This is a genomic window from Dactylosporangium fulvum, from assembly GCF_025137375.1.
GTDB lineage: Bacteria > Actinomycetota > Actinomycetes > Mycobacteriales > Micromonosporaceae > Dactylosporangium > Dactylosporangium fulvum.
In genome coordinates, this window is sequence record NZ_CP073720.1 from 6,662,609 (window position 1) to 6,674,803 (window position 12,195).

The 12,195-nt window shown below is 72.9% G+C and carries 11 protein-coding genes and 1 pseudogene; 5 read left to right on the forward strand and 7 right to left on the reverse strand.

Features of this window, described 5'->3' with window-relative positions:
- Positions 1–38 precede the first annotated feature (38 nt).
- Both Dfulv_RS30730 and Dfulv_RS30735 read right to left on the reverse strand, forming a co-directional pair.
- Positions 39–1,043: pseudogene (locus Dfulv_RS30730) on the reverse strand (acyltransferase family protein); the annotation flags it as partial.
- The gene (locus Dfulv_RS30735) at positions 1,040–2,131 is read right to left on the reverse strand and encodes an alpha/beta hydrolase family protein (protein WP_259857288.1); all 1,092 of its coding nucleotides are present in this window, start codon (positions 2,129–2,131) and stop codon (positions 1,040–1,042) included. The pseudogene Dfulv_RS30730 and the gene Dfulv_RS30735, both read right to left, overlap by 4 nt.
- A gap of 133 nt (positions 2,132–2,264) precedes the next feature.
- Here Dfulv_RS30735 and Dfulv_RS30740 point away from each other — a divergent pair, with 133 nt between their 5' ends.
- Together Dfulv_RS30740 and Dfulv_RS30745 are read left to right on the forward strand one after the other, a co-directional pair.
- On the forward strand, positions 2,265–3,446 hold the full coding sequence (locus tag Dfulv_RS30740; protein WP_259857289.1) for a sensor histidine kinase: 1,182 nt from the start codon (positions 2,265–2,267) through the stop codon (positions 3,444–3,446).
- Positions 3,443–4,108 (forward strand): response regulator, encoded by a 666-nt coding sequence (locus Dfulv_RS30745; protein WP_259857290.1) that lies wholly within the window; start codon positions 3,443–3,445, stop codon positions 4,106–4,108. The genes Dfulv_RS30740 and Dfulv_RS30745 overlap by 4 nt, the downstream gene beginning before the upstream one ends.
- 24 nt (positions 4,109–4,132) lie before the next feature.
- Here the strand turns inward: Dfulv_RS30745 and Dfulv_RS30750 are convergent, their stop codons facing one another.
- On the reverse strand, positions 4,133–5,029 hold the full coding sequence (locus Dfulv_RS30750; RefSeq protein ID WP_259857291.1) for an expansin EXLX1 family cellulose-binding protein: 897 nt from the start codon (positions 5,027–5,029) through the stop codon (positions 4,133–4,135).
- Between the two features lie 121 nt (positions 5,030–5,150).
- Positions 5,151–6,962: a condensation domain-containing protein gene (locus Dfulv_RS30755; protein ID WP_259857292.1), complete on the reverse strand. Its 1,812-nt coding sequence runs from the start codon at positions 6,960–6,962 to the stop codon at positions 5,151–5,153.
- Between the two features lie 125 nt (positions 6,963–7,087).
- Here Dfulv_RS30755 and Dfulv_RS30760 point away from each other — a divergent pair, with 125 nt between their 5' ends.
- Positions 7,088–7,309, forward strand: coding sequence for a hypothetical protein (locus Dfulv_RS30760; RefSeq protein WP_259857293.1), 222 nt, complete (start codon positions 7,088–7,090; stop codon positions 7,307–7,309).
- Here Dfulv_RS30760 and Dfulv_RS30765 read toward each other — a convergent pair.
- Positions 7,255–7,650 carry a GNAT family N-acetyltransferase gene (locus tag Dfulv_RS30765; RefSeq protein WP_259857294.1) on the reverse strand — a complete coding sequence of 132 codons (396 nt, stop codon included), beginning with the start codon at positions 7,648–7,650 and terminating at the stop codon, positions 7,255–7,257. The genes Dfulv_RS30760 and Dfulv_RS30765 overlap by 55 nt on opposite strands.
- Positions 7,651–8,181: 531 nt before the next feature.
- Here Dfulv_RS30765 and Dfulv_RS30770 point away from each other — a divergent pair.
- Together Dfulv_RS30770 and Dfulv_RS30775 are read left to right on the forward strand one after the other, a co-directional pair.
- Positions 8,182–9,006, forward strand: a complete 825-nt coding sequence (locus tag Dfulv_RS30770) for a FadR/GntR family transcriptional regulator (RefSeq protein WP_259857295.1) — start codon at positions 8,182–8,184, stop codon at positions 9,004–9,006.
- Positions 9,007–9,075: 69 nt separating this feature from the next.
- Entirely contained in the window at positions 9,076–9,918 is an 843-nt protein-coding gene (locus tag Dfulv_RS30775; RefSeq protein WP_259857296.1) for a fumarylacetoacetate hydrolase family protein, read from the forward strand.
- Positions 9,919–10,146: 228 nt separating this feature from the next.
- Here Dfulv_RS30775 and Dfulv_RS30780 read toward each other — a convergent pair whose 3' ends face one another.
- The gene (locus tag Dfulv_RS30780) at positions 10,147–10,911 is read right to left on the reverse strand and encodes a FadR/GntR family transcriptional regulator (RefSeq protein WP_259857297.1); all 765 of its coding nucleotides are present in this window, start codon (positions 10,909–10,911) and stop codon (positions 10,147–10,149) included.
- 22 nt (positions 10,912–10,933) lie between these two features.
- Positions 10,934–12,184, reverse strand: coding sequence for an amidohydrolase family protein (locus tag Dfulv_RS30785; protein ID WP_259857298.1), 1,251 nt, complete (start codon positions 12,182–12,184; stop codon positions 10,934–10,936).
- Positions 12,185–12,195 lie beyond the last annotated feature (11 nt).

Here is a 12,195-nt window from a genome sequence, read left to right on the forward strand (position 1 = left end):
GCGAGGACGGGCAGCCACAGCAGCCGGGCGAGCGGCCAGGCCCCGTCGGGCGCGTCCAGTAGTCCCGCCGGGCGGCCGGCGAGCAGCCCGGCGAACGTGACGAGCAGCAGCGCCGTCTGGTGCCACAGGAACAGTGTCATCGCCGCCAGGTTGGCCACCGCGACCGGCGCCCACACGGCGGGTCGGCGCAGCACCGCGACCAGCCGGGGCCGCACCAGCAGGAACAGGCCCACCTGGGCGAGCGCCAGGGCCATCGCGAACAGCGACGGCGGGTCGAGGTTGGAGAACCGGTCCCCCGGCACGCCCACCGCGCTCGCCGGGTAGCCGGCGGCGAGCACCAGCAGCGCCCCACCGACGATCCCGGCGGTGAGCAGCACCGGTCCGGCCCGGCGGCCGAGGCGGTCCCCGGCCAGCGCCATGCCGAGCAGGTACGGCACCGCCCAGCCGACCGGCACCATGGCCGGGGCCCACCAGGACGGCAGGTCCGCGCCGCGCAGCGCGTCGGTGACCGCGACCAGGGCGAGGGCCGGCAGCACGGCCCACGGCCCGGCCCGCGCGACGAGCGGGCGCAGCACCGGGGTCAGGGCCGTCAGCACGAGGTACGCGAGCAGGAACCAGAGTGGGTGCGTCACGAGCGACTCGACCACGTGGCGGGTGCGGTCCGGTGCGCCGGCGGCGCCGAGCACGGCCAGGGCGGGGACCCACACGGCGGCGAAGGCGAGCACCGGACGGGCCAGCCGCCGGACGCGCCGGCGCAGCCACGGCCCGCCGCCCGTGCTGCGAGCCGCGGCGTAGCCGGCGGCGAAGAAGAACGGGCCGAGCGTCTGCAGCAGCCAGCTGAAGGGCGCGAGGTGGCCGGCGTACGTCAGCGGGCTCTCGCCGTGCAGCTCCGACGGCTGGTACGGGTCGCTGACCACGGCCGAGACCAGCCAGTGCCCGAGGATCACACCGGCGATGGAGACGGCGCGCAGCGCGTCGACGGTGCGGTCGCGGTGCGCCGGGGTACGGGCGGCGACCCGCGCCGCGAACGTGGCCGGGTTCATGCTTCCTCCTGCCGATCCGTGCCGAACAGGGCGATCCGGGTCAGGCTCGCCTGGGAGTCGGTCCCGAGAGCGAGATAGTGGTCGTGGTCCACCACGTCCCCGGTGGCGAACCGGGTGGCGCCGAAGGCCGGGTCGGCCGGTTGCCGCCCGTGCCCGAGGCCGTGCAGCCGCACGCCGGGCACGAACCGCATGACGTCGTGCGCCGACAGCCCGGCCCAGACCCGGGCCGTGGTGCGCAGCCCCGCCGCGTCGTCGACGCCCATGCCGGGGCTGCCGAACGCCGCGATGTCGGTGACCGCACCGGGCAGCCTGTGCGCGGCCAGCCCGATGACGGTCGACCCGTAGCTGTACCCGAGCAGCGCGAGTGTCGCTTGTGGACGGACGGCGACCAGTCCGGCGACGAACCGCTCCAGGGCCGCGGCACCGGCGCGTGCCAGGTCCGCACGGGCGGCGGACGCGTCGATACCGTCCGGCGCGTCGTAGCCGAGCCACACGACGACGGCGAAACCGTCCGCGGCCGGCCCGTACCGGCGGGCCTCCTCGGCGATCCCGAGGCCCTGCAGCGCCGGCGAGCGGAGCGCCTTGCCGGCGACGCCGCGCCAGAAGTTGCCTGCCCGGTTGCCCGCGCCGGGCACCAGCACCGCGATCCGGCGCGCCGACGCCAGGTCGCCGTAGACCTGCGCCACGGTGCCCTGGCCCCGGAGGTCGAACAGCAGGAACCGCCCCTCCTGGCTCCGGTACGGCTCACCGGCCCGCGCCATCAACCGGCGGTTCGCCTCGTACCGCAGCCACAGCGGCGCGCCGTCGAGGTTGCCGACGACACCGGGATGGGCCGCCGCCAGCGCTCGTTGCTCGTCGGCGCCGAGGGTGTCGAAGAACCGCCGCACGGCGGCCGGGTCCATGGTGACCGGGTCGGGCAGGTGGCGCGGATCGGCGCGCCACGCCTCGACACCGACCGGCGGGACGGTGGGCACCTCGCCGGGCGCGGCCATCAGGGTCGCCGCCCCCGGGGTCAGTGCCACCGCGACGGCGGCAAGCCCGCTCACCAGCCGGCTCACCGGCCGACGCGGGACGTCGTCTCGTGTCATGCGGACAACGGTCCCGATTCCGAGCGTCCGGGACATCGGCCCGGCGATCACAACCGCCCGAAGGCGGGTAGCCCACGGGCTTAGTCCCGTGGTCCGATGACCCGCCCGACGCCGACCGCATAGCATCGGCGGCATGCACCTCCAGCAGCCGCAACGCGCCGCGGGCCGGCGGCGGACCGCCCTGGCGTGGACCGGGTTCGCGCTGTCGCCGCTGCTGTTCGCCGCGTGGGCCTTCGGCGGCGATCCGCTGCACCTGCCGTTCACGCTGCGGTACGTCCTGCCGATCCTGTCCATGGTGCTGCTCGGCGGCGTGGTGCGGCGACGGCCGTTCGCCGTGCTGGCGATGCTGCTGTTCTTCGTCGCGCTGTTCGAGTTCGGCGGGCGCACCGACCTGCGCTACGGGACGGGCATCCACTCCGACGTGCGGATCATCCAGATGGTGGCCGTCGACGTCGCCGTCAGCTTCGTGGCGGCGACCAGCCGCCGGTGGGTGTCGATCATCACCGCGACCGGTGTCCTGCTCCTGCAGGTCGTCGTCGCCGCCGCGATCCGTTCCGGGCCGGCGGTCCTGGAGACCTGGGCGCTGCAGTACATCCTCGCCATGGTCGCCGCGTGGTTCGTCGGAAACTCGGTCCGGCAGCGCCGGTTGTTCGCCGAGGCGCGGGCGGCCGAGACGGCGCACGCGGCGGTGCAGGCGGAGCGGCTGCGGATCGCACGAGAACTGCACGACATGATCGCGCACAGCATGGGCGTCATCGCGATGCAGGCGGGCATGGGGCGCCGGGTCATCGGCAGCCGGCCGGAGGAGGCGCGCCAGGCGCTCGCCGTCATCGAGGACACGGGCCGGGAGACCCTCGCCGCGCTGCGCAGGATGCTCGGCACGCTCCGCCGCGCCGAGCCGGAGGCGGGCCCGGCGCCGCTCGACCCGACGCCGGGGCTGGCCGACCTCAACCGGCTGGCGGAGCGCTCCCGCGACGCGGGCCTGCATGTCGAGGTACGCGACGGTGCCGACGTGGGGCCGTTGCCGCCGGACGTCGACCTCTCGGCGTACCGCATCATCCAGGAGGCCGTCACGAACGTGGCGCGGCACGCGGGCACCGACCGGTGCGAGGTCGTCGTCGAGCGGCACCCCGACGCGCTGGTCATCGAGGTCCTCGACAACGGCCGGGGCGGCCCGGCGACCGGCCGCGGCTACGGCATCCCGGGCATGCGGGAGCGGGTGAGCCTGCTCGGCGGTGACTTCGCCGCCGGGCCGCGGCCCGGGGGCGGGTTCCGGGTGGCGGCGCGGATCCCGCTCCCGGCGGGTGCGCCGTGACGGGCGCCGAGGCCGTCCGGGTCCTGCTCGTCGACGACCAGCCGCTGATCCGCAGCGCCCTGCGGGTGCTCATCGCCGAGGCCGACGACCTCGCCGTCGCCGGTGAGGCCGGCTCCGGCGAGGAGGCGGTGCGGCTGGCCGGCGAGACCCGGCCCGACGTCGTCGTGATGGACATCCGGATGCCCGGCATGGACGGCATCGAGGCGACCCGCCGGATCACCGGCCGGCCGGACTCGCCGCGGGTGCTCGTGCTGACGACGTTCGACGACGACGAGTACGTCTACGGCGCGCTGCGCGCCGGGGCGAGCGGCTTCGTCGTCAAGGACATGGCCCTCGACGACATTCTCGGCGCGATCCGGATCGTCGCCGACGGCGAAGCGCTCATCGCGCCGCGGGTCACCCGGCTCCTCATCGAGCATTTCCTGGAGGAGCCGGCCGCGGCGCCGAAGCGGGCCCGGGCGCTGCCCGCCGTCACCGACCGGGAGCGTGAGGTGCTCACCCTGATCGGCCGGGGCAGGTCGAACAGCGAGATCGCCGCCGACCTGCACATCACGGTCGCCACGGTGAAGGCCCACGTCGCGCGGCTGCTGACCAAGCTCGACGCCCGGGACCGGGTGCAGCTGGTCATCATCGCCTACGAGGCCGGACTCGTGTCCGCCTGACCGGACAGCTCGGCGATCAGGCGGTCATCGGCAACGCGGGCCGGCTGGGCGCGACCCCTCCGCCGAGGGCTCCGACGACGCCACGACGAACGACTCGGCCGGGACCGGCTCCGGGGACGACGGTGCGGCGGCGGCCGAGGTGGGCGAGGTGGGCGCCGCGGACGTGCGGGCCGGGCCGGTCGTCTTCGGGGCGACCGTGCCGGCGGCCGCCGCGCCGGGGCGCTGGACGGTGCCCGGGGTGAGCGTCACGCCGTTGAGGGTCGTGCGCCGGCCGGCGGTGTCGGTGACCCGCACGGTGAACGGGCCCGCGCCGGCGCCGCCCTGCGCGATCCAGTAGTTGTAGTCGGTACGGCCGAGCGCCTTCCAGGAGCCGCCCGACTGCAGTTCGACGGCCGACAGCGGGTTGCCGGTGTTGTCGAGGCGCAGCGCCAGCCAGTACCGCGACGAGCCTTCCTTCACGCGGACCGTCATCGGCCCCGGCACGGCCGGGCTGGTCACCTGGCTGTAGGTGACCTTGATGACGCCGGCGCTCACCTCGCCGATCTTGGCGAACGCCTGTCTGCTGAGGTCGATGTGCCCCGGCGCGCACTCCGGGCAGCGGTCGGTGACCTTCACCCGGACGGTGCCCTTGGGCCCCTTGACGTCGAGGTACCCGCCGCACGCGGCGCCGGCCCTGTACTCGGCGTTGCCGAGCGCGACGACAAGCGGGTTCGAGACCTGGTCGAACGAGCAGTTCCCGCCGCCGTCGGCCGCGTAGTAGGTGGCCTGGCCGGAGGTGGCCGCGGGCGCGGCGCAGGCGGCGCCGGACGCCTGGGCGACGAGCGCCACCGTCGCGGTGCCGGCCACGACGACCCCGGCGCCGGCGATCATCCACGTCCGCTTGAGCCGCCACCACGGCGAGGGTTCAGGGCTGTCGAGCACCGCGGCATCGTATCGGTGGCCGGGCGGCGGCAGCCGGGACCAAAGCAAGCCTTAAGACACCGGAAAAGTGCCCGTCATACCGTCCACGACCGGGCGCCCGAAAGGACCTCGCCCGAAACTGTCATCGGCGGCCGGTGCCGGCGGCCAGGACCGGCTGCGCCCGCCAGGCCGCCAGGTCGGTGACGTCAGCCGGTGGGTGTCCACAGAGGACGTAGTGGCGCGGGGTCATCGCCGCATGGCGGCCCGGTAACAGTGCCAGGCAGCGGCGGTGGACCTCGGCCGGGGTGGCGGGGCCGCCGGGGGCCGCCACCACATAGGCCACCAGGTCCACGCCGTCCACAGCGGAGAACACCCGCGCCACCGCCGGCGCCAAGGCGTCGTCGAGGAAGCGCTGGACCTCCGCCAGGTCGATCCAGCAGTTGTCGACCAGGAGCCAGCCGGGCGGGCGCTCGATCGGCGGCAGCGCGACCGCCGCCAGGGTGGCCGCGTGGTCGAGGTCGCCGCCGGCCGCCGCCACGAGGAGCCGTTCGAGGGCGAGCAGCAGCGACCGGGCCTCGTCCGGGGTCAGCCGGCCGGTGTCGCCGCTCCACACGCGGGCGGCCATCTCGCCGTCGACCTGGCCGAGGTCGAACCGCAGCAGGATGTCGGTCGGCGGCAGGTCGGCCCACTCGAGCCGGGTCGGCGCGGGGTCGCCCACCGGTGCGGTGCCGGCCGCGTCGAAGCCGCGGGTGTCCACGACGACGCTGTTGAACAGCGGCTCGAAGCTCGGCGCCACCCCGCGCTCGGCGGCCACCCAGGTCGAGTGCTCGTGCTGGAGGTTGACGTCGTACGCGCCGTTCAGCCCGGCCTGGAGCACGGCGCCGAAGCACCGGCGCACCAGTTCGTCGAACCCGGTGCCACCGGCCTCGACGGCGACGTAGGTCAACTGGGTGAGCGTCCCGACGTACCGCTTCAGGCTCGACTCGAACCGGTTGGCGGAGAGCATCACGAACTGGCAGGTGGCGTAGCCGGTGCGCCGGGACAGCACCGCGCAGAGCGCGGCGAGCACGATCGTCGGCCGGCTCACCTGGGTCCGCGCCGCGATCCGGTCCAGGGCCCGGCTCGCCGCCTCCGACGACATCCCCCACGCGCCGGACCCGGTGGCCGGGGTCACGCGCGGCCGGGCGTAGGGGTGCACCGGCGCGGTCGCGATGTGCCGGCTCCAGTACCGCAGTGCCTGATCCAGCCGCCGGCGGCGGGACGGCTGCCGCTCCACCGTGGCGCGGTCCAGCGGCTGCTGCCGGGCGTCGCCGATGATCCGCGCGGCCGGGTCACAGATCATCTCGGCGAACTCGGCGCCGAGGATCGCCAGTGCCTGGAAGTCGACGACGAGGTGCGAGTACACCGCGACGGCGGTGACGACCGCGCCGTCGCGGACGCCGACGGCCAGCCGCACCGGCGGCTCCGTGGCGACGTCGATCGGCCGGGCGCGGCCCAGCGCCACGAGACACTCGGCGACCTGTTCCGGCGTGGCGTCGTCGTCGACGCGGTGGACCGCCATGGCGACCTCACCCGCGGAGAGCACCCGCTGCGCCCCCGGCACGCCGAGGACGAAGCGGCTGCGGAGCCCCTCGTGCCGGCACAGCAGCACCGCGAAACACTCGATGACATCGGCGACCGCCGTTCCCGGCGGGATCCCGAAACACTGGTCGAGCACGGCCGCGGGCGCTTGCGGCGCGTCCGTCAGCCACTTCGCGATGTTGCGCTGCCCGACGGTGAGCGGACCGGTGGCGGCACGCCATCCCTGGAACCGCACCGGCACCGGATCCAGGTGGGTGAGCTGCACCATCGGGCCCTCCCGGGCGACGCGACCTGACGCGTCGATCCTCCTGGGTGCGCCGGGCCGCTGCCATCGTCGTTCGGTCGGCGCTGCGATGGCCACCCGTACGGTCATTATCGAAACATGGACATTTTTTCTGCGGAGCGTGAAAGCTTCATCATTCTTTTTCGAAAACAATCCGTTTCCAGAGCAGTACGAGAATGCGATCGCACACCCCCTTTACCGTCCATACTCGATACATGACCAGAGAACTGTCGCGGCTGCTCGCCCGGGCCGCCGCCGCGGTGCTGACCGAGGTCACCGGCTTCTTCGTCTTCGCGGAGCGGCACATCGTCGGCGGATCGACCGGCTCGGTCAGGCCGAGCCGCCGCGCCTTCGCCGGGGACCGATCGGCGCGGCCCCTTTGTCACAACGCGATGAGACCGGCCCGCGTCGGGCTGAAGCCGCACGCCTCCAGGTAGAAGGACCGCAGGTGGTCCTCGAAGTCGACGTGGAGCCACCCGCAACCGGCCGCCCGGGCCCCGTCGGCGGCGACCGCGACCAGGCGGGCGCCGACGCCCTGCCGCCGGGCGCTCCGCGCGACGACGGTGTCCAGGACGAAGGCGTGGACCGCACCGTCCCAGGCGACGTTGACGAAGCCGGCGAGCGCACCGTCCGCGCGGGCGCAGACCCACCCGAGGCTGTGCCGGTTGACCCGCCCCCACCAGTCCTCGGCCGACGGCGCGTGACCGAAACCTTCCGCATGCAGGAGGTTGAGCTCGGTGTTGCCGAAGCGGCCGCGCCACTCGTAGGTGATCGTCACCGGGCCGACTCTAGGGTGCGTATCAAAGTGGGGACCGGGCTGCACCTCACCTCGGCCCCACTTTGGATACGCACCCAAGTCCTGGACGGCGAATTTCACGATCATGGAACTTTCGCGGGCCCCCGGCCCCTCGAAAGTTCCACGATCATGGCGCGCGGGGCCGACGGCGGGACGGCGGCCGGGTCCGCTCACAGATCAAGGGGAACTTTGTGTTGCCTGGGAGCCTGTTGCGTAATTCGCTGGGACAGCGTTGGCGGCCCAACTACGCGCCGATCTTGGAGTTGTGGCGCCATGAACCTCCGAATTTGTCCGGATTTGTCAAGCACCACAACTCCAAGATCGGCGCGGTTGTCGGGGTTGACGCGCGAGGGACCGAATTTCAGCTCGAACCCGGTGCGGCCGAACAGGAACGCGGGGCCGCGCCGGGCCAGGGCGACCTCCCGGCCGGCGAGCGGCTCACCGGCGGCACGGTGCGACCCACGGAGCCGGAGGGGCATCGCCCCCACCCTGCCAGGGCTACGGTCAGCCCGGGTGCCGCACCGTGTGGACCGCACGACCCCGGTCGCCGGCACGTCGACCCACCACAGCGTGCCCGTGCGGGCGTCCCAGCTCGGCCTGTCCCGGGAACGCGACCTCGACGTCCACCCGATCTCCCTTACACTCCGCGTCATGGAGTTCGCCAAGCTGCAGCGGACCTCCGCGGCATCCGACGCCGTTCGCAGCATCCAGGAGATGATCGTCGCCGGCAAACTGGCGCCGGGTCAGCGACTGCCTCCGGAGCGTGAGCTGAGCGAGATGCTCGGCATCAGCCGGCCGACGCTGCGCGAGACGATCCGGTCGCTGGTGAGCATGAACATCCTGGAGAGCCGGCACGGCGCGGGCACGTTCGTCGCGTCGCTCGACACGGCGACGCTGCTGGAGCCGCTGCAGTTCGTGATGGCGCTCAACAACCCCCTCGACAACCGCGGCCTGGCCGAGCTGTTCGAGGCGCGGCTGGTGCTGGAGCCGACGCTGGCCGCGTTCGCCGCCGAGCGGGCCACGGACGCGCAGGTGGCCGAGTTGCGGGAGGCCGTGGCGGACGGCGACGCCGTGCGGGCGGACGTGACCGTGCACCGGGTCGTCGCCGCGGCGGCCGGCAACGCCCTGCTGTCCACGATGCTCGAGACCCTCGCCACGCTGGGCCGCTTCAGCCGCGAGTTCACCTCCGCCGGGCCGGGGGTGCTGCGCAGGACCTCGGCCGACCTCGACGCGATCGTGTCGGCGATCGAGCGCCGCGACCCGGACGGTGCCCGGGAGGCGATGACCACGCACCTGAACCGGATCGCGGCAGCGGCCCGCCGGGACCGGCGGCAGTGATTGGCTTGACCACTTGGCCTCTTAGCCGCTAGCGTCGTGCACCGCCGATACACAGGAAAGGACCGCCTGATGAGACTCGTCCGCCTGGGAGCGCCCGGATCAGAACGCCCCGCCGTGCTGGCCGACGACGACACCGCCCACGACCTCAGCGGCCTCACGGCCGACATCGACGGCGCGTTCCTCGCCGGTGACGGCATCGGCCGGGCCCGGGCCGCGCTCGAGGCCGGCGAGCTGCCCCGGCTCGACGCCGCGGGCCTGCGGGTCGGCGCGCCGATCGCCCGGCCGGGCAAGGTGGTCTGCATCGGGCTCAACTACGCCCGGCACGCGGCCGAGTCCGGCGCCCAGCCGCCCGCCGAGCCGGTGGTGTTCATGAAGGCCGCGGACACCGTCGTGGGCCCGGACGACGAGGTGCGCATCCCGCGCAACAGCGTCAAGACCGACTACGAGGTCGAGCTCGCCGTCGTCATCGGCCGCGAGGCGCGCTACCTGGACAGCCCGGCCGAGTCGGCGGCGCGCATCGCCGGTTACGCGGTCAGCAACGACGTCTCCGAGCGCGAGTTCCAGCTGGAGCGGGGCGGCCAGTGGGACAAGGGCAAGAGCTGCGAGACGTTCAACCCGCTGGGCCCGTGGCTCGTCCCGGCCGCCGGGATCGACGTGCCGGGCCTGCGCCTCCAGTCGTGGGTCAACGGCGAGGCCCGGCAGGACGAGACGGCCGGGGACATGATCTTCGACGTGCCGCACCTGATCTGGTACCTCAGCCAGTTCATGGTGCTCTATCCGGGTGACGTCGTGAACACGGGCACCCCGGCCGGAGTGGCGATGGGCCTGCCGGGCCAGCCGTACCTGCGCGCCGGCGACGTGATGGAGCTGTCGATCAGCGGCCTCGGCCGCCAGCGCCAGGTGTGCATCTGACTACTCTGGGCCGGGCTGCCAATGCAGTCCCACAGCCCTGCCAGATCGGACGACCGGCCCGCCGCCGCACCGTGGGCACGGCGGCGGGTCGGTCGGCGATCCAGCACGTTCACACCGTAGCGGTGTGAGCGTGCGGGCCAGGCCAGGCGGCTTCGTCGTACGACATCGTCATGGATCGACGTAAGAGCGAATTTTCCAATAGGATTTGCGTCAGGTACCGACAAAAAATCAAACGTCGCGAACGGCGTCCCGGACCAGCGAGAGGTCGATCGCGGCATCGGGGACGGCGGGCTTCGGGTTGCGTTGCACGGAGGCCAGGTGCTCCGCGGCGAGGCGGTGCACGGCCTCGGCCTCACCCGCCTCGATCAGCGCCAGGATCCGGCCGTGCACCTCACCGGACTCCCGCCGTTGGCGCAGCGGCACCCCCGTGGTCTCCCGGACCCGGGTCGCCCAGTCCTGCTCGTGGCTGGACCACAGCGCTTCCAGCGCACCGGCGAGCACGATGAGCGGCTCGTTGCCGCACAGGCCCACCAGCGCCTCGTGGAAGCGCCGGGACACCGCGACGGCCCCGACCAGGTCGTCGATGCGGTCGAGGTACTCGTGGTGCAGCTCCCGCAGGTGCGGCACCACCGTGCGCCGGCGGTCGCGCCGGGCGGCGCACAGCGCGGCGCAGGCGGGCTCGACCTGGCGCAGCGCGACGGCCACGTCGCCGATCCCGCTGCGTTGTGCGGCGAGGACGAGGCCGAGGTTGTAGGCGAGGTTCGCCGGGGACGGCCGGTGCACGATGGCACCACCCAGCCGTCCCCGGCGGACCGTGATCAGCCCCTCCGCCTCGAGGATCCGCATCGCCTCGCGGAACGTCGGCATGCTCACCGGATAGTTGCGGATCAGCTCCTCGGACTTCGGCAGTGGGTCGCCGTCCTGGAAGTCGCCGCGGATGATCCGGCCGCGGATGTGGTCGGCCACCTGCTCCGCGAGCCGATGGACTCGCACCTGGGGCTCCACGCTCCCGAGCCTAGTAGGCGTCCGGGTTCTCCTGCACTGCGGCCGGAACCGGATGCCGATAGACCCGTGAGGCGTTCTCCCACGTCATCTTGCGCACGTCCGCCTCCGGCAGGCCGCCGATCTCCTCGTCGATGACCTTCTGGGTGTACGGCCAGGTCGAGTCGCAGTGCGGGTAGTCCTGCTCGAGGAAGATGTGGTCGACGCCGATGACGTCGCGCAGGGCGAACGACGACGGGTCCTCGACCGCGCAGAAGTAGAAGTTGCGCAGCAGCACCTCGGCCGGCGTCAGGTCGATGCCCTTCCAGGTGCCGTACATCTCGTGGTAGCTCAGCATGTGGTTGAGCCGGTCGACCAGGCCCGGCACCCAGCCGATGCCGCCCTCGGACAGCACGATCTTGATGTCCGGGAACCGCACCGGGATCCGCGAGTAGAGCCAGTCCACCGCGGAGAACATCGAATAGCCGAAGAACAGCACGCCGACCACGTCCGGCGGGGCGTCCTCGGCGGTCGACGGCGACGTGCCGGACGACCCGATGTGCAGGTTGATGACCGTGCCGGTCTCCGCGCAGGCGCGCATGATCGGGTCCCAGTGCCCGGTGTGCAGCGACGGCAGGCCGAGCATGTGCGGCGCCTCGGTGAAGGTGACCGCCTTGAAGCCGCGCTCGGCGTTGCGGTAGATCTCCTTGGCGCCGACCTCCGGATCCAGGAAGTACGGCAGCTGGCAGGGAATCATCCGGTCGGGGTAGGCACCCGACCACGCCTCGATGTTCCAGTCGTTCCAGGCGCGCGTGGCGGCCAGAGCCAGCTCAGGGTCCTGTGTGGACAGTTGCAGGCGCTGACCGGCGAAGCCCGGCAGGAACGACGGGAAGCACAGCGAGGCGTAGACGCCGCTGAGGTCCATGTCCTTGATGCGCTCGTGGATGTCCCACGAGCCGCGGCGCATGTCGTCGAAGCGGCTCGGCTCCATACTGTACTCGTCGACCGGCCGCCCGACGACGGCGTTGAAGCCGACGTTCGGGAACTCCTTGCCGTCGTACATCCAGACGTGGCTGCCGTCCTTCTCGACGACCCGCGGCGTCTGCTCGGCGTACTTCGCCGGCATCCGCCCCTCGAACGCGTCGGGCGGCTCGACGATGTGGTCGTCGACGGAGATGAAGGTGTACTTGCGTTCCTGGCGGGGCGGGTCCGGCAGGAACGTCACCTTCGTCCGGTCGGCGGTGGTGAACGCGGTATTTTTCAGTAGCTCGTCGATCGATGCCATGGGGTGTCTCC

Bases quoted from the DNA above. Each gene is read 5' to 3' on its own strand.
- Dfulv_RS30735 (WP_259857288.1), bottom strand. From the start codon at position 2,131: ATGACACGAGACGACGTCCCGCGTCGGCCGGTGAGCCGGCTGGTGAGC.
- Dfulv_RS30740 (WP_259857289.1), top strand. From the start codon at position 2,265: ATGCACCTCCAGCAGCCGCAACGCGCCGCGGGCCGGCGGCGGACCGCC.
- Dfulv_RS30755 (WP_259857292.1), bottom strand. From the start codon at position 6,962: ATGACCGTACGGGTGGCCATCGCAGCGCCGACCGAACGACGATGGCAG.
- Dfulv_RS30760 (WP_259857293.1), top strand. From the start codon at position 7,088: ATGACCAGAGAACTGTCGCGGCTGCTCGCCCGGGCCGCCGCCGCGGTG.
- Dfulv_RS30775 (WP_259857296.1), top strand. From the start codon at position 9,076: ATGAGACTCGTCCGCCTGGGAGCGCCCGGATCAGAACGCCCCGCCGTG.
- Dfulv_RS30785 (WP_259857298.1), bottom strand. From the start codon at position 12,184: ATGGCATCGATCGACGAGCTACTGAAAAATACCGCGTTCACCACCGCC.